At 56.1% G+C, this 15,541-nt stretch carries 14 protein-coding genes and 3 tRNA genes; 9 read left to right on the forward strand and 8 right to left on the reverse strand.

Annotated features, from left to right (window positions below):
* The first annotated feature begins 80 nt into the window (after window positions 1–80).
* Both D9K61_RS21980 and D9K61_RS21985 read left to right on the forward strand, forming a co-directional pair.
* Window positions 81–836, forward strand: coding sequence for an SDR family oxidoreductase (locus tag D9K61_RS21980; RefSeq protein ID WP_120635658.1), 756 nt, complete (start codon window positions 81–83; stop codon window positions 834–836).
* 204 nt (window positions 837–1,040) lie between these two features.
* Window positions 1,041–1,304: a hypothetical protein gene (locus tag D9K61_RS21985; RefSeq protein WP_120635330.1), complete on the forward strand. Its 264-nt coding sequence runs from the start codon at window positions 1,041–1,043 to the stop codon at window positions 1,302–1,304.
* Window positions 1,305–1,741: 437 nt separating this feature from the next.
* On the opposite strand, the gene D9K61_RS21990 is transcribed toward D9K61_RS21985, so the two are convergent.
* A tRNA-Val gene (locus D9K61_RS21990) sits at window positions 1,742–1,816 on the reverse strand.
* 213 nt (window positions 1,817–2,029) lie between these two features.
* Here D9K61_RS21990 and D9K61_RS21995 point away from each other — a divergent pair.
* The 3 genes from D9K61_RS21995 to uvrA all read left to right on the forward strand — a co-directional run bounded on the left by D9K61_RS21995 (window position 2,030) and on the right by uvrA (window position 5,273).
* Window positions 2,030–2,106: transfer RNA gene (locus D9K61_RS21995), tRNA-Asp, on the forward strand.
* Between the two features lie 43 nt (window positions 2,107–2,149).
* Window positions 2,150–2,226, forward strand: a tRNA-Asp gene (locus tag D9K61_RS22000).
* Between the two features lie 188 nt (window positions 2,227–2,414).
* Window positions 2,415–5,273 (forward strand): excinuclease ABC subunit UvrA, encoded by a 2,859-nt coding sequence (uvrA, locus tag D9K61_RS22005; protein ID WP_120635331.1) that lies wholly within the window; start codon window positions 2,415–2,417, stop codon window positions 5,271–5,273.
* A 15-nt stretch (window positions 5,274–5,288) separates the two neighbouring features.
* On the opposite strand, the gene D9K61_RS22010 is transcribed toward uvrA, so the two are convergent.
* The 5 genes from D9K61_RS22010 to D9K61_RS22025 all read right to left on the reverse strand — a co-directional run bounded on the left by D9K61_RS22010 (window position 5,289) and on the right by D9K61_RS22025 (window position 10,034).
* A complete protein-coding gene (locus D9K61_RS22010; protein WP_120635332.1) occupies window positions 5,289–5,618 on the reverse strand; it encodes a hypothetical protein in 330 nt (109 codons plus the stop codon).
* A gap of 108 nt (window positions 5,619–5,726) precedes the next feature.
* A complete protein-coding gene (gene mmsB, locus D9K61_RS27630; RefSeq protein ID WP_254055840.1) occupies window positions 5,727–6,599 on the reverse strand; it encodes a 3-hydroxyisobutyrate dehydrogenase in 873 nt (290 codons plus the stop codon).
* A 3-nt stretch (window positions 6,600–6,602) separates the two neighbouring features.
* On the reverse strand, window positions 6,603–7,643 hold the full coding sequence (locus tag D9K61_RS27635) for an enoyl-CoA hydratase/isomerase family protein (protein WP_254055841.1): 1,041 nt from the start codon (window positions 7,641–7,643) through the stop codon (window positions 6,603–6,605).
* 7 nt (window positions 7,644–7,650) lie between these two features.
* On the reverse strand, window positions 7,651–8,793 hold the full coding sequence (locus tag D9K61_RS22020; protein WP_120635333.1) for an acyl-CoA dehydrogenase family protein: 1,143 nt from the start codon (window positions 8,791–8,793) through the stop codon (window positions 7,651–7,653).
* A 125-nt stretch (window positions 8,794–8,918) separates the two neighbouring features.
* A complete protein-coding gene (locus D9K61_RS22025; protein ID WP_120635334.1) occupies window positions 8,919–10,034 on the reverse strand; it encodes a carboxylate-amine ligase in 1,116 nt (371 codons plus the stop codon).
* A gap of 143 nt (window positions 10,035–10,177) precedes the next feature.
* On the opposite strand from D9K61_RS22025, the gene D9K61_RS22030 reads away from it, so the two are divergent.
* Window positions 10,178–11,029: a class I SAM-dependent methyltransferase gene (locus D9K61_RS22030; RefSeq protein ID WP_120635335.1), complete on the forward strand. Its 852-nt coding sequence runs from the start codon at window positions 10,178–10,180 to the stop codon at window positions 11,027–11,029.
* 70 nt (window positions 11,030–11,099) lie between these two features.
* Window positions 11,100–11,576, forward strand: a complete 477-nt coding sequence (locus D9K61_RS22035; protein WP_120635336.1) for a fasciclin domain-containing protein — start codon at window positions 11,100–11,102, stop codon at window positions 11,574–11,576.
* 55 nt (window positions 11,577–11,631) lie between these two features.
* Here D9K61_RS22035 and D9K61_RS22040 read toward each other — a convergent pair whose 3' ends face one another.
* Complete coding sequence (locus tag D9K61_RS22040) at window positions 11,632–12,231, reverse strand: L,D-transpeptidase (RefSeq protein WP_120635337.1); 600 nt, start codon at window positions 12,229–12,231, stop codon at window positions 11,632–11,634.
* 290 nt (window positions 12,232–12,521) lie between these two features.
* Window positions 12,522–14,021, reverse strand: a complete 1,500-nt coding sequence (locus D9K61_RS22045; RefSeq protein ID WP_120635338.1) for a CoA-acylating methylmalonate-semialdehyde dehydrogenase — start codon at window positions 14,019–14,021, stop codon at window positions 12,522–12,524.
* A 104-nt stretch (window positions 14,022–14,125) separates the two neighbouring features.
* Between D9K61_RS22045 and D9K61_RS22050 the strand changes: the two genes are divergently transcribed.
* Window positions 14,126–15,028: a LysR family transcriptional regulator gene (locus D9K61_RS22050; protein ID WP_120635339.1), complete on the forward strand. Its 903-nt coding sequence runs from the start codon at window positions 14,126–14,128 to the stop codon at window positions 15,026–15,028.
* A 60-nt stretch (window positions 15,029–15,088) separates the two neighbouring features.
* The gene (locus D9K61_RS22055) at window positions 15,089–15,526 is read left to right on the forward strand and encodes a CBS domain-containing protein (RefSeq protein ID WP_120635340.1); all 438 of its coding nucleotides are present in this window, start codon (window positions 15,089–15,091) and stop codon (window positions 15,524–15,526) included.
* Window positions 15,527–15,541 lie beyond the last annotated feature (15 nt).

Here is a 15,541-nt window from a genome sequence, read left to right on the forward strand (position 1 = left end):
CATCAGGCGCAAGAAACGGGTCGCTCCATCCTCTCCAGATACATTAAGTGCTCAGCATGCTACTAATGAAAGGCATCAGCATGGAACTCAAAGACAAAACGATAATCATCACTGGAGCGAGCAGTGGAATTGGAGCAGCAGCAGCACTGTTGTTTGCCCAAGAAGGAGCCAATGTAGTGCTTGGAGCGCGGCGCGAAGTTGAATTGAATACGTTGGTTGGGCAAATCACTCAAAGCAATGGGAAAGCAGCCTGCCTTGCTGGAGACGTACAGGATGAAAACTATGCATTGGCTCTCGTCGAATTGGCAGAGCAACGTTTCGGTGGTCTTGATGGAGCCTTCAACAATGCAGGTATGATGGGTGAAATGGGCCCAATTCCTGCAATGGAAGCAACGAATTGGCAGTCTGTAATTGCAACCAATCTCTCTAGTGCATTTTTCGCGGCCAAAGCTCAACTTCCGGCGATGGAAAAACGGGGCAGCGGATCGATGGTGTTTACCGGAACGTTTGTCGGGTTTAGCAATGGAGGAATGCCGGGCATGGGAGCCTATGCCGCGTCCAAGGCAGGGTTAATCGGTTTGGTACAGTCTTTGGCATCCGACCACGCTTCCCAAGGCATTCGTATCAACACGATTCTCCCGGGTGGGACAAAAACTGGTATGGCGGGTGACGATCCGGCAACGCATGAATTCATTGCTGGTTTACATCCCATCAAACGGATGGCGGAACCGAAAGAGATTGCTCAGGCAGCTCTGTTTTTGCTGTCTGATCGATCAAGCTTCGTCACGGGCGCTCCGTTGGCAGTTGATGGCGGCATGGCGACGCGGTTACTTTAATAGTTCTGCCGTTGGCCAATGATTGGCCAACGGCAACTTTGTCCGCATAGCCGACCTTCCTCAATTTCATATATTGCTAACGCTCTGACATACCAGAGTGAATGCGGACTGCGCCAACTTGCTTCCTGCCGATATTGAGCTTCTGGTTTCGCCGATCTACTAGAAAGAGCATTGAGAATTCGAAATACTCCATGGGGTTTAGGCATGATTTTTACGAAACTTGGTCGAATTCTGGCCGTTCTTGCTATCGCGTTTGGTGTCTTGCGTATTGTGATGGCTATTACCGTTCTGTTTTCAGAAGACCCCGGTAGTACCGCGCGCTATCTCGGTTCCAAGACCACCGGGCAGGCAATCGACCAAGGCCTCTACACTATTGTCTTTGGTATATTGGTTGGTGTGTTGACTGACGTTACAACAATAGATAGCAGCCATAGAAAGGCATTCTTTCATACGAGTTCTCAGCTTTGAATGCACCGACGCAGTCGCCAAATAGCCTTCGCCGAAGACGAATACAGTCAGCCGCTGACGCAGACGCAGCATCGCAGCGGGCAATTCAGTCTAATCGCTCACAAAGGAACCAGTATGATCTTTGAACCGATAAAACATGCCACCGCATCTGTTCCGGTTACATGAGTCGAGATTTTACGAGCCGAAGCGTCAGCGCGGGCTCGATGGTAAGGGCTTTCCGATACAGCGGGAACCTGAACCAGAAGATGGAGACGAGCAGTGCGAATCCGAGAACTGCTAACGCGGACTATCACCCCCGTTTTCTATCCATCAAACGGCTGAATTTACCACACCATTTGTAACAGGAATGTCCCACAAGAACCGCCTTAGTGTCCCACATGGATGTTCGGCGCTTTAAAGATATAGTTAAAAAACAATAATCTACAAGGCTTGTTGATTGGTGGGTGATAAGAGATTTGAACTCCTGACATCTTCGATGTGAACGAAGCGCTCTACCACTGAGCTAATCACCCTCGCGGCGCGCTTCTACAGCGGCTTCGGAAGTTGCGCAAGACCGCGAGGCATCGAAGTGTGCCACCAAGGCCGAATAGTTCGACCTGTTCTTGTTGCTCCTACCAGCAGCCCGGGAAAAAATCGGCTGAGCGCAAAAAACTTCAAAACGCCGCTTGACGATACCGGGACGGACCCATAATACACCCCAACGTTCAGCAATGAACGGGCAGCGGGCGGTTGTAGCTCAGATGGTTAGAGTACCGGCCTGTCACGCCGGGGGTCGCGGGTTCGAGCCCCGTCAACCGCGCCACTGCTGTCAGCCTGGATCCGGGTCAAGGGATCACCTAAAATGCGCGGTTGTAGCTCAGATGGTTAGAGTACCGGCCTGTCACGCCGGGGGTCGCGGGTTCGAGCCCCGTCAACCGCGCCACTTTCTTCAAAATGTTGACACTCGAACGACGCCTGCAATTGGGCGGCTCTCTTTGACGTTTGTGGATTGCCTTGGAAACAGGAACCAGTTCGGCGAAAACTCGTTCGTTCATACTTTGTTCTAATTTTTCTATTGGAGACTCAGCGCCACTCGCCTATCTCTAAGAAACTTGTTTGTTGGGGGCCGAAATGGCTGAGTTGAAGAATATCGAGGTGCGCGGCGCGCGCGAGCATAACCTCAAAGGTATCGACGTGGATATTCCGCGCGATCAGTTGGTTGTGATCACCGGGTTATCCGGTTCGGGTAAGTCGTCACTGGCATTTGATACCATCTATGCCGAGGGTCAACGCCGCTATGTCGAAAGCCTGTCAGCCTATGCGCGGCAGTTTCTGGACATGATGGAAAAGCCCGATGTGGATCACATCAGCGGCCTATCCCCGGCAATCTCCATCGAACAGAAAACCACGTCGAAGAACCCGCGTTCGACCGTCGGCACAGTCACTGAGATCTACGATTACATGCGCCTGCTGTTTGCCCGCGCTGGCACGCCATACAGCCCCGCAACCGGCCTGCCGATTGAGGCGCAGCAGGTGCAAGACATGGTTGACCGGATCATGACGATGGAGGAGGGGACGCGGGGCTATCTGCTTGCTCCGATCGTGCGGGACCGTAAGGGCGAGTACAAAAAAGAATTCCTCGAACTCCGCAAACAGGGGTTCCAACGCGTCAAAGTAGATGGCGAGTTCTACGAGCTGGACGAACCGCCCACACTGGACAAGAAGTTTCGGCATGACATTGATGTTGTTGTGGATCGTCTGGTCGTGCGCGAGGGTATGGAAACGCGGCTGGCCGACAGTCTGCGCACCGCTTTGGATCTGGCCGACGGTATCGCCGTTCTGGAAACTGCGCCCAAGGAAGGCGATCCGGAACGCATCACCTTCAGCGAGAATTTTGCGTGCCCTGTCAGTGGCTTCACCATCCCCGAGATCGAACCGCGCCTGTTTTCATTCAACGCGCCTTTTGGGGCCTGTCCGGATTGCGACGGGTTGGGGGTAGAGCTGTTCTTTGACGAGCGCCTCGTCGTGCCGGATCAGACGCTAAAGCTGTATGACGGAGCATTGGCGCCGTGGCGTAAGGGCAAATCGCCCTACTTCCTGCAGACAATCGAAGCCATCGCCCGGCACTATGAATTTGACAAGAACACACCCTGGAAAGAGTTGCCTGAAAAGGTTCAGCAAGTATTTTTGCGCGGTTCAGGCGATGAAGAAATCCAGTTCCGCTATGACGAAGGCGGACGGGTCTATCAGGTCACGCGTAGTTTCGAGGGTGTAATTCCAAATATGCAGCGGCGCTATCGCGAGACCGACAGCGCCTGGATCCGGGAAGAGTTCGAACGGTATCAGAACAATCGTCCCTGTGGCGCGTGCAATGGTTTCCGCCTGCGAGCTGAGGCCTTGGCCGTCAAGATGTCGGGCCACCATGTGGGTCAGGTGGTTCAGATGTCGATCAGAGAGGCTTTGGCCTGGGTCGAGGACGCACCAAACCATTTGAATACGCAGAAGAACGAAATCGCACGTGCTATTCTCAAGGAAATCCGTGAACGGCTGGGATTCTTGAATAACGTTGGGTTAGAGTATCTTACCCTGTCACGTTCAAGTGGAACTTTGTCTGGGGGCGAGAGTCAACGAATCCGATTGGCATCCCAAATTGGGTCTGGGCTGACGGGCGTGTTGTATGTACTCGACGAGCCCTCAATTGGTTTGCACCAGCGCGACAATGACCGGCTGTTGGGGACGCTCAAGAACCTGCGGGATCAGGGCAACACGGTCATCGTCGTCGAACATGATGAAGAGGCGATCCGCGAGGCTGATTACGTCTTTGACATTGGTCCGGGTGCTGGTGTGCACGGCGGTCAGGTGGTCAGCCAAGGAACACCTGCCGAGATTGCGGCGGATGCGGCTTCGGTGACTGGTCAATACTTGGCCGGAACCCGCGAAATCGCGGTGCCATCCACACGTCGCAAAGGCAATAAGAAAAAAGTCTCGGTGGTCAAAGCCACTGGCAACAATCTGAAAAGCGTCACTGCTGCATTCCCATTGGCGAAATTTGTGTGTGTAACCGGTGTCTCGGGTGGCGGTAAGTCGACTTTGACCATTGAAACGCTGTTCAAGACCGCCTCAATGCGCCTGAACGGCGCGCGCCAAACGCCCGCACCATGCGAAACGATCAAAGGGCTCGAGCATCTGGACAAGGTCATCGACATTGACCAGCGACCCATCGGGCGAACTCCGCGTTCAAATCCAGCAACTTACACAGGAGCCTTCACCCCGATTCGAGACTGGTTTACAGGTCTGCCCGAGGCCAAGGCGCGCGGTTACAAGCCCGGTCGGTTCAGCTTTAACGTCAAAGGCGGACGGTGCGAGGCGTGTCAGGGTGATGGTGTCATCAAGATAGAGATGCACTTTCTGCCCGATGTTTATGTGACCTGCGAGACCTGCAAAGGCGCCCGATACAACCGCGAGACGCTGGAGATCAAGTTCAAGGGAAAATCCATCGCCGATGTTCTGGATATGACCGTTGAAGATGCGCAGGACTTCTTCAAAGCTGTTCCGTCAATCCGTGACAAGATGGATGCGCTGGCCCGCGTGGGTCTCGGTTACATCAAAGTTGGCCAGCAAGCCACGACGCTGTCCGGCGGCGAAGCGCAGCGGGTGAAGCTGTCGAAAGAGCTCAGCAAGCGGTCGACCGGGCGGACATTATATATTCTGGACGAGCCGACGACGGGTCTTCACTTCGAAGATGTGCGTAAGCTGTTGGAAGTGCTTCACGAATTGGTTGATCAGGGCAATACCGTAGTTGTGATCGAGCACAATCTGGATGTCATCAAAACCGCGGATTGGATCATCGACATTGGCCCTGAAGGCGGCGACGGAGGTGGCGAGATCGTCGCCGAAGGCACGCCCGAGAAGGTCGCGGATAACGAGCGGAGCCATACGGGGCGATATCTCAAACCCATGCTTGACGCGAAACGCGTCGCGGCAGAGTAGCGGGTTGATCGCGCCTTAATAGAGGATATCGGCAATAGCCCCAATCAGGTTCAGAACTTTTCGCGTGTCCGGGTCTATTCGATAGACATAGTCTCCGGCATGCACATAGTTGCCGCCTCGTGCAAGGCCATAACGGCCTGGATCGTCAATCCAAACGTAATCTTGGTCAATCCGGTCGCCGGCCCGATACAGTTTGTTGACCTGGCCGGGCGGGACGCAGGGCACGGCCTTTTTGGCCAACCCGGGTGGGCAATGACCAGCTTTGCCTTTTCCGTTGCCCGCTATCACTGCGGCTGGGCTGAGCGCCAGCAATAGAATTGCGCCAACAAAACCAAGCTTTTTCATCGTGAATCCTTACATGCGCCACGCAAGGACCGTATCCTGTACTGTCTTGGTGAAGAAGGCGGGACCGGCCTTTAACCTTCGGACTGGCGGGTTCCCGCTTTCGAGGTCTTAACTGCGCCCGCGTTTTTCGAAACGCGGCAACATGGCCGAGAAATCCTGCCCCAAGCCATCCTCAGTTTCGACGAACTGTTCGTAAAGCGCCGTTGCCGCATGTCCCATAGGCGTGTCGGCATCCGCGCTGTCGGCAGCTTGTTGGCTGAGCCGCAGGTCCTTCAGCATCAATTCAGCAGCAAATCCGGGCTGATACCCGTTGTCTGCCGGGCTGCTCGGGCCAACACCGGGGGCGGGGCAATACGCGTTCATTGTCCAGCTGTAGCCTGATGACGTGCTGACCACATCGAACATCTTCTGACGATCCAAACCCAGCTTGTCGGCCAGCGCGAAGGCTTCACAAGTTGCGATCATGGTGACGCCGAGGATCATGTTGTTGCAGATCTTGGCAGCTTGCCCAGCGCCAGCCTCACCGCAATGCACGGCCTTCTGGCCCATGATGTCGAACAGGGGATCAGCCTTGGCAAACGCTAGCCCCGAGCCACCCGCCATGAAAGTCAGGGTGCCTGCAGACGCGCCACCAATGCCGCCCGACACCGGAGCGTCCACCGACAGCAACCCGACAGAGGTCGCCTGATCGGCTACGGCGCGCGCGCTGTCCACATCTACTGTCGAGCAATCGATAAACACCGCGCCGTTCTGCATGTGCGGAATGATTTGATCAGCAACGGCCTGCAGAATGGCGCCATTGGGCAACATGGTGATCACAGCCTCTGCGTTTGCGGCAGCTTCGGCGCCTGTTTGTACTTGTGTTACACCCTCAACAACCACACCGGCTGTATCAAAGCCACGAACCTGATGGCCTGCCTTGACGAGGTTGGCCGCCATGGGCGCGCCCATGTTTCCCAAGCCAATGAATCCGATTTGCATGCCTTACTCCTCCTCGAATGTCAGCGCTTCTGCACCCAGGGGCTGCAGCATTTTTGAAACGGCCACCGCAGGCACGTTCATATCGGCGAACTGCCAGTTCGGATTGCGGTCTTTGTCGATGATTTGGGCGCGGATGCCCTCAAGAAAGTCGCCATGTTCCATTGACCGATAGGTAAACCGGTATTCCATATCCAATGCGCGGCGCATGATCAGGGCGGGGCCGCGCAAACGGTGCAACATTTCAACCGTACATGCCATCGATAACGGGGCATTACGCTGCAGCGCCTTAAGCGTGTTTGACGCGAAATCCTGATCGCTGCCCCGAAGATTGATCAAAATGTCGCCAAGCGTTTCACCGCCAAAGAACTGGTCGATATCACTTTGCATGCTGGAGAGTTCACCTCCTGGCGGTGTCTCTGCATGGTTCAGCAGCAGGTCCGCGTTGCCAGAGGCTTCAAGCATCTCAATCAGGTCAGACCACTGCGCAAGTGGGATGAAGTGATCGGCAAACCCGGCGAGGATGGCATCCGCAGGCCCCATGCGATGACCGGTCATGCCCAGAAACTCACCCAGTCTTCCGGGCGCCAGCGCCAACATCAGCGTGCCGCCTACATCCGGTACCAGACCAATCGAGCATTCGGGCATCGAGATTTTGGAGCTTTCACCGACAATGCGGTGGCTACCATGACAACCGACACCGACGCCGCCACCCATGGTGAAGCCTTGCAAGAAACTGATCACCGGTTTGGGATACTCAAAGATCAATGCGTTCAGGCGATATTCGTCGCGCCAGAACGTCTGGCCAAAACCGAAATTTCCCTTGGTGCCGGTTTCGTAAAGGTCGGCGATATCCCCGCCGGCGCAAAACGCTTTGTCGCCCTCGGCGTCCAATATGATCAGGTCCACCGCGTCGTCTTCACGCCAATTGCGCAGGGCCGCATCGATTGCCATGCACATCTCATAGGTCAGTGCGTTCAGGGCCTTTTGGCGCGTCAGGGTGATGCGCCCGGCGCGGCCGGTCGTGCGGATATCGATGTCAGACATTGGATCCTCAGCTCTCGACAAGCATCTGTCGCGCGACGATCACGCGCATAATCTCATTGGTGCCTTCCAATATCTGGTGCACCCGCAGATCGCGCACAAGCTTTTCGATCCCATAATCCGCCAGATAGCCATAGCCACCATGCAATTGAAGGCATTGATCAACCACATTTGATCCGGTCTCGGTCACGAATTTCTTGGCCATGGCGCAGAACTTGGTGGCATCCGGCGCGCCCTGATCCAGTTTCCAGGCAGCTTGTCGTAGGAAAGTGCGGGCGGCCTGAAGCTCGATCTCCATGTCCGCCAGGCGGAACTGCAGGGCTTGAAACTGATCGATGGATTTGCCGAAGGCCTTGCGCTCGGACATGTATTGCACGGTCATATCCAGACCTGCCTGCGCGGCACCCAGCGAACAGGACGCGATGTTCAGCCGCCCGCCATCCAGGCCCATCATGGCGTATTTGAAACCGTCGCCCTCAGTTCCGACCAGATTGCCGGATGGAATCTTGCAATCGTCGAATTGCACCTGCGCAGTGGGTTGGCTTAACCACCCCATCTTCTTCTCTAGGGCGCCAAAGCTGAGGCCGGGCGTACCATCTTCGACATAGACCGTGGAAATGCCTTTGGGCCCGTCTTGACCGGTGCGGACCATGCAGACATAGGCGTCAGAATACCCACCACCCGAAATGAACGCTTTGGTCCCGTTCAGCGTGTAACCTTCATTCGTGCGTTCCGCGCGGGTTTTCAGCGCTGCGGCGTCCGAGCCCGATCCAGGTTCGGTCAGGCAATAGCTTAGCACCGTGTTCATCGTCAGCACGTCTGGCATGATGCGGGATTTCAGGTCATCATCCGCAAAGCTGTCCAACATCTTGGCGCACATGTTGTGGATCGACAGGAACGCCGCAACCGAGGGGCAGGCCATCGACAAGGCCTCGAACACCAGCGTTGCATCCAATCGAGTCAGACCGGACCCGCCGCCGTCTTCCGAGACATACAACGCGCCAAATCCAAGCTCTCCGATCTTGGGCCACAGATCCTTGGGGATCGTGCCATCTGTTTCCCACTGGCGGGCAAATGGGCCGATGTTTTCCTGTCCAAAGGCGTAAGCCATATCAAAGATGGCTGTTTGTTCCTCGCTCAGCGCGAAATCCATAGCGCTCCCTCCCGTCGGCATAGAATTGAACGGTTGTTTATTTCCCAATCGTTACAGAAATTTTGCAGGCTCAGCAATCGTTCGACTTGAATTCAATCGGCGTCTTTGCGCGGATCTACCAACCGTCACAGATCGGCGTGAAATTCTTCGATCAGATGCCGAACAACTGCTTTGCCCGGGTCTTCGTCCTTGGCCGCAGCCTCGGCATGAACTCGACGCTGGCGGGTGGCGGATGTGCCATTTTCAGCGATCTGCCGCAAACGAGCGAGTTCTTTCATGGAGCCCAGGGCCTCGGAATCCTCGGCCAGCAGGCCCATCAAATCTCCGATCAGTTCGGCCATCGGCTTGATCGAACGATCACCAAAATCAATCAGCCCTTCACCTACGCCATAGCGCTGCGCGCGCCAGCGGTTTTCACCGACCAGAAATCGATCATACTGGCGCCAACGCAGGTTGCGATCCTTCAAGCGGCAGAGCATCCGCGTCAGTGCCTGCGCCAAGGCCGCCAACGACAGCGTGTGTTCCAAACGCGGTTGCACATCCATGATGCGCGTTTCCAGTGTCGGGAAGCTGTGTGAAGGGCGCAGGTCCCACCAGATTTTCGATGTATCTTCGATAACGCCAAGCTCGACCAGTATCCCTGTCGTTCGCTCGTATTCTGCCCAGCTGTCAAAGTCCGGTGGCAGGCCGGTGCGCGGCAGATTGTCGAACACGGTCAGACGATAAGACGACAACCCGGTGTCCTCGCCATTCCAGAAAGGGGAAGATGTGGACAGGGCCAGAAGATGTGGCAGAAAGTAAGACAGCTGGGGCATCAGGTCTGCCCGCAGCGCCTTGTCCTCGACGCCCACGTGGACATGCATGCCGCAGATCAGCATCCGCCGGGCCACCCCGCCCAGCGCGTGTTGCAGTGCATCATAACGTTCTTTGCGAGTGTGGTGCTGATCCTTCCAGTTCGCAAAAGGGTGGCAGGATACGGCGATGGGGCTCAGGTTGTACGCGGCAGCATGTTTCGAGACGCAGGATCGCAACCGCTTCAGATCCTCGCGCGCGCTGCTGATCGTCGTGTGGGGGCGGGTGCCGACTTCGATCTGACATTGCAGGAATTCGGGGCTGACCTGTCCTTCGAAATCGGACTGGCAGGCGTCCATCAGGGCTTCGGGCGCTTGGGTCAGTTGCAGGCTGTCGCGATCAACCAGCAGGTATTCTTCTTCGATGCCCAGCGTGAAATCCTGCTGCATCCGCGGACCTCCTCTTCCCGTGTCTGACCAGTGAATACGGAAATCAACGTTTTGCCAAGGGTTTGAGGTTCTGCTTCTTGCAGAGGCCAGGCAAGCAACGGTATGGAGCGACAGTCGCAAAACACCAAATCGGAGCCCGCCGCGTGAAACCCAGAAAATTTCCACGGATCAACGCCGCCCTTGATCGGTTTGGTGTAAAACTGGTCGACAAGGTCACCGAACGCGACGAACGCACCCGGCTAGAAGCCTTTGAGCGGGCGGGGGGATTGACCAGACCTGCTTACGCTCTGTCTCCGGGCATGGATGAGTTTGATATCGGACAGCTGACCGAGGAGTATCGTAAGCATGCAGAATCTCTGGTCGCGCTGAAGGACCCCGCGCGCAACCAGACCGGATATCGCATTGGCAACGGGTATTATGACAGCCCCGATGCGGATGCGCTGTATCTGATGGTCCGCAGATATCAGCCTAAACGCGTGATCGAAGTCGGGTGTGGAAACTCCACACGTGTCACCCGTCAGGCCATAATCGATGGTGGTCTGCAAACCCAGATCACAGCGATTGACCCCTATCCGCGCGCCGACATCGCCCATGTCGTCGATCAGTTTGAACAGAAACGGCTGGAAGAGGTCGACCCTGCACTGTTCGATCAGCTTGAGGCGGGGGACATTCTGTTCATCGATTCCAGTCACGTTGTGCGGATGAGCAATGATGTCGCCCATCTGTTTTGCCGGATCATCCCTGCGCTAAAGCCGGGTGTCGTGATCCATGTGCACGATGTTTTCTTACCCTACGAATATCCCAAGCGGTTTTTCTATGACTGTCCCGGGTGGGGAGAGCAGTACATGTTACATGCTCTGCTGCAATCTGGTGGGTATTCAATGCTTTGGCCCGGATTTTTCCTGCAACAGGCCCGTCCGGATGCCGTCCAAGCCTTGCCGTTTCTGAAGGACGGACGCGCTCAAAGCATCTGGATTCAGGTCAAAGAAGCTTGATCTAAAGTGATCCGGGCCTGAACAACGCCCGTAACCCTTTTCATAACAAGCTGGAGAGGAGAAGACAGCCATGTTCCGTCGCACATTTATCGGGGCCGCCGCCGCACTCGCATTTGCAATGCCACTGAAGGCCCAGGCCGCAGACATTGTCGACACCGCCGTTTCTGCTGGGTCATTCAACACACTGGTTGCCGCGGTTCAGGCCGCAGGTCTGGTCGATACGCTCAAAGGAAGCGGGCCGTTCACTGTATTCGCCCCAACAGACGAAGCATTTGCTGCGCTTCCGGAGGGTACCGTGGAAACCCTGCTGCTGCCTGAGAACAAGGATCAGCTTGTTGAAATCCTGACCTATCACGTCGTACCGGCCAAAGTGATGTCCGGTGACATCGCTGGCAAACGTGCGAAGGTCCTTACTGTTCAGGGGGACCGGTTGAGCGTCAACGCCAGAAACGGTGTGAAGGTCAACGGTGCCGAAGTTATCCAGGCTGATATCGAAACCAGCAACGGCGTGATCCACGTCATCGATGCGGTTATCATTCCCGACTAAGACTGACGGCTTTGCCAACAAAAAGCCCCGGTCCATTTGGCCGGGGCTTTTTTGATTATACCAGTCGGACCTGCGTGCCGATTTGCACCAGCGGATACAATTCCTCGACATGCTGATTATAAAGGCCAATGCAGCCGGACGAGCTTTGGCGTCCAATCTTGCGGGTGTCATGGGTGCCGTGCACCAGATAAGCTGGCCAATCCAGATACATTGCTCGAGTGCCTAGTGGGTTGCCAGGATCGCCGCCTTCCATACGCACGGGCAGCTCTGGATCACGTTCCCGCATCGATGCGGTCGGGGTCCAGCTGGGGAACTCTGTTTTGCGCACCACTTTGGTATAGCCGCGCTTGGTCAGTTCTTCGCTCATCGGGACCGAGCTGGGGTATAGCTTGTACGAGCCATCGGCTGCCCAGTAATGCACCGCTCGGCTGGTGATGTCTGCCAGCAGGCAGCCCACGCCAAGCTGATCGAAATGATCTTGCCAGTTTTGCTGAGAAAATGACGACACGTTGCGACGCACCGGAAGTTGGGTGCTGATGGCCTCTTCCGTTTGCGGGAATGCATCGATACTTTGCGCCCGCGCCAGAGACGGAATGGCCAGAGCCGAAGCAACGCCCAGCAGGGCCTTGCGGCGAGTAATACGAGAATTGGACACGTGAGCCTCCTCAAAGACTGCTCGGGTTTTGGGGCAATTTATGGTGTGTTGTGGGGAAGAGCCAGACGTTCAACCTGAAATTTTCGTGAACTTAACATGAAATGAACGGAAATCCGCCTGTCCCGACGGTGTTTTCCCTGTGTGCGGACACGAAGTTACGACCTACCGGACACTGCTCTGACACCCATACAGACCTTTGAGTTTGTCGAGTTTCTGCAGCACTCTTACCTAATCGCTGAACTAGAAAGGCCACCCAATGGGCGGCCTTTGGCAGTGATAGGGCTGGAGACTTAGTCCATGGCCTTGAAGTTGAACTCGCCACCTTCTTTGATACCCGACGGCCAGCGCGCGGTGACGGTTTTGGTGCGGGTATAGAACTTGAAGCTGTCAGCACCATGCTGGTTCAGGTCGCCGAACATGGATTTCTTCCAGCCGCCAAAGGTGTGGTAGGCCAGTGGCACTGGGATCGGCACGTTGATGCCAACCATGCCGATATTCACGCGGCTGGCAAAGTCACGTGCCGTATCACCATCGCGGGTAAAGATCGCGGTGCCGTTGCCATATTCATGGTCCATGGCCAGCTTCAGCGCTTCTTCGTAAGATCCTGCACGTACGGTCGACAGGACGGGGCCAAAGATTTCCTGACGATAGATGTCCATGGCGGGTGTCACGTGATCAAACAAATGTGGGCCAACAAAGAAGCCGTCTTCATAGCCTTGCAGATTGAAATCTCGGTTATCGACAACCAGTTTCGCGCCCTGTTCCACACCGGAGTTGATCAGGCCTAGGATGCGTTCTTTTGCAGCGCCGGTCACAACCGGGCCCATATCCACGTCATCGCCAGACGTGTAGGGGCCGACTTTCAGCTTTTCGATGCGAGGCACCAGTTTTTCGATCAGGGCGTCGGCGGTTTCGTCACCCACTGGCACGGCAACCGAGACGGCCATGCAGCGTTCGCCTGCCGCACCAAACCCGGCACCGACCAGCGCGTCAGCGGCCTGATCCATATCGGCATCCGGCATCACGATCATGTGGTTCTTGGCGCCACCAAAGCACTGGGCGCGCTTGCCGTTCGCGGTTGCGCGGGAATAGATGTACTGTGCAATCGGGGTTGAGCCGACGAAGGACACACCCTGAATGATCTCGCTGTCCAGTAGCGTATCGACGGCTTCTTTGTCGCCATTGACGACCTGGAACACGCCCTTGGGCAGGCCCGCCTCGACAAACAGCTCTGCCAGCATCAGCGGCACGGAGGGGTCACGTTCTGAAGGCTTCAGAACCACAGCGTTGCCGCAGGCAAGGGCAGGGCCGACGTGCCATAGCGGCATCATGGCCGGGAAGTTGAACGGCATGATCGATGCCACAACGCCCAATGGCTGGCGCATCGAGTACATGTCGATGCCCGGTCCGGCACTGTCGGTATATTCGCCCTTCAGCATCTGAGGCGCGCCAATGCAGTATTCGATCACTTCCAGGCCGCGCTGCAGATCGCCTTTGGCATCCGGGATGGTCTTGCCATGCTCACGGCTCAGCGCTTCGGCCAACTTGTCCATATCGCGGTTCATCAGGCCAACCATTGCCATCATCACGCGGGCGCGTTTTTGCGGGTTGGTCGCGCCCCATGCGGGTTGTGCGATGGCTGCCTGTTCAACGGCGGCCGTTGTTTCTGCGGCGCTGGCCATAGGGCACTTGTACTGAACTTCGCCCGTTGCCGGGTTGAAGATGTCGTCAAAACGGCCAGATGCGCCGGCTACGTATTCACCGTTGATGAAGTGGGTCAGGTCTTGCATCGAATACTCCTCCGATAAAGTTGGGCGCAGAATAGGCTTGCAGAAATCCCGGGAACAGAGGCAATGTCTCAAAAGAGCATTGCAAAAATGCAAAGGGGGCTGTGATGAACCCAAATTGGGATGACATGCGGATTTTTCTGGCGGTAGCACGCGAGGAAAGCCTGTCGTCAGCCGGACGGGTCCTCAAGATTGATCCGGCAACGGTGGGGCGGCGCATTGCCCGGCTGGAAACGACGCTGGATGCGTTGCTGTTCACCAAATCCCAACAAGGCTATGTGCTGACGGCTGCCGGAGAGCGACTGTTGGAACATGGCCTGCAGGCAGAAGAGGCGATGCGCGCTGCGGCTGGCGCCATGACTGGCTCGACAAAGTCGTTAAGCGGTCAGATCAGGATTGGGGCCCCTGATGGCAGCGCCAATTATCTGTTGCCACAGGTCTGCGCCAAGATCAGTGACGCGAACCCCGATCTGGATATTCAGATTCTGGCCTTGCCCCGCATCATCAACCTGTCGCGGCGCGAGGCGGATATGGCCATCACCGTCAGCGCACCAACAGCCGGTAAGCTGTTGGTCAAAAAGATCAGTGATTACAAACTGCATATGGTTGCCACGCAGGACTATCTGGATCGCAAGGGGCCCATTCGGTCGGTGGCAGATCTAAGTCGCCACCGGCTGATCGGTTATATTCCGGACATGATCTTCGACCGAGAGTTGGACTATCTGAACGACATTGGCGTTGATCGTGTCGCACTTGCATCGAACTCTGTCTCGGTTCAGCTGCGGCAGGTGTCGTCGGGGACAGGCGTAGGTGTGGCACATGACTTCACGCTGCCCTTTCATCCGAATCTGCAGAAAATCCTGACGGATCAAGTGAGTTTGACCAGAAGTTTCTATCTGGTCAGACATCAGGGGGATCAACGCAATGAGCGGTTGAACCGCTTTGCCGAGGCTCTGACACGCGGCATCCGCGACGAGGTGGCGCGGCTGGAAGCTGCAGCAGAAACTTGACAGGTCGAGACAATCGCGCAACGCTTTGGAAAACAGTACGTTATTTCGGAGGTTTTCCCTATGCTTGTTCAGGCCATTCTCAAGTCCAAGGCAGCGGGTGGGGTCGTAACGGTTGGGTCCACTGCCACGGTTTCCGAAGCGGCGAAGATATTGGCAGAGAAACGGATCGGCACCGTGGTGATTTCAGACGATGACGGGCAAACCGCCTCTGGGATATTGTCCGAACGAGATATCGTTCGCGAGTTGGCCAAAAATGGCAGCGGCTGCCTGACGCAGCCGGTAAGCTCCTACATGACGCAAAAACTGATAACGGCGACCCGCCAGACGACGGTTCAGGACATCATGTCCCGCATGACAGAAGGTCGTTTTCGCCATATGCCAATCGTAGAAGAAGGCAAGTTGGTCGGGATCGTGACACTGGGCGATGTGGTCAAGGCACAACTGACAGAGCTTGCTATGGAAAAAGATGCCCTTGAGGGCATGATCATGGGGCACTGACGACGCGGGTTTTTG

This window comes from Ruegeria sp. EL01 (genome assembly GCF_900313035.1).
Taxonomy (GTDB): domain Bacteria; phylum Pseudomonadota; class Alphaproteobacteria; order Rhodobacterales; family Rhodobacteraceae; genus Ruegeria.

What these genes read in the sequence shown, in the direction of transcription:
- D9K61_RS22035 (WP_120635336.1), top strand. Translation starts at nt 11,100, where the DNA reads ATGTTCCGTCGCACATTTATCGGGGCCGCCGCCGCACTCGCATTTGCA.
- D9K61_RS22045 (WP_120635338.1), bottom strand. Translation starts at nt 14,021, where the DNA reads ATGCAAGACCTGACCCACTTCATCAACGGTGAATACGTAGCCGGCGCA.
- D9K61_RS22010 (WP_120635332.1), bottom strand. Translation starts at nt 5,618, where the DNA reads ATGAAAAAGCTTGGTTTTGTTGGCGCAATTCTATTGCTGGCGCTCAGC.
- D9K61_RS22050 (WP_120635339.1), top strand. Translation starts at nt 14,126, where the DNA reads ATGAACCCAAATTGGGATGACATGCGGATTTTTCTGGCGGTAGCACGC.
- D9K61_RS21980 (WP_120635658.1), top strand. Translation starts at nt 81, where the DNA reads ATGGAACTCAAAGACAAAACGATAATCATCACTGGAGCGAGCAGTGGA.
- D9K61_RS21985 (WP_120635330.1), top strand. Translation starts at nt 1,041, where the DNA reads ATGATTTTTACGAAACTTGGTCGAATTCTGGCCGTTCTTGCTATCGCG.
- D9K61_RS22025 (WP_120635334.1), bottom strand. Translation starts at nt 10,034, where the DNA reads ATGCAGCAGGATTTCACGCTGGGCATCGAAGAAGAATACCTGCTGGTT.
- D9K61_RS27635 (WP_254055841.1), bottom strand. Translation starts at nt 7,643, where the DNA reads ATGTCTGACATCGATATCCGCACGACCGGCCGCGCCGGGCGCATCACC.
- D9K61_RS22055 (WP_120635340.1), top strand. Translation starts at nt 15,089, where the DNA reads ATGCTTGTTCAGGCCATTCTCAAGTCCAAGGCAGCGGGTGGGGTCGTA.
- mmsB (WP_254055840.1), bottom strand. Translation starts at nt 6,599, where the DNA reads ATGCAAATCGGATTCATTGGCTTGGGAAACATGGGCGCGCCCATGGCG.
- uvrA (WP_120635331.1), top strand. Translation starts at nt 2,415, where the DNA reads ATGGCTGAGTTGAAGAATATCGAGGTGCGCGGCGCGCGCGAGCATAAC.
- D9K61_RS22020 (WP_120635333.1), bottom strand. Translation starts at nt 8,793, where the DNA reads ATGGATTTCGCGCTGAGCGAGGAACAAACAGCCATCTTTGATATGGCT.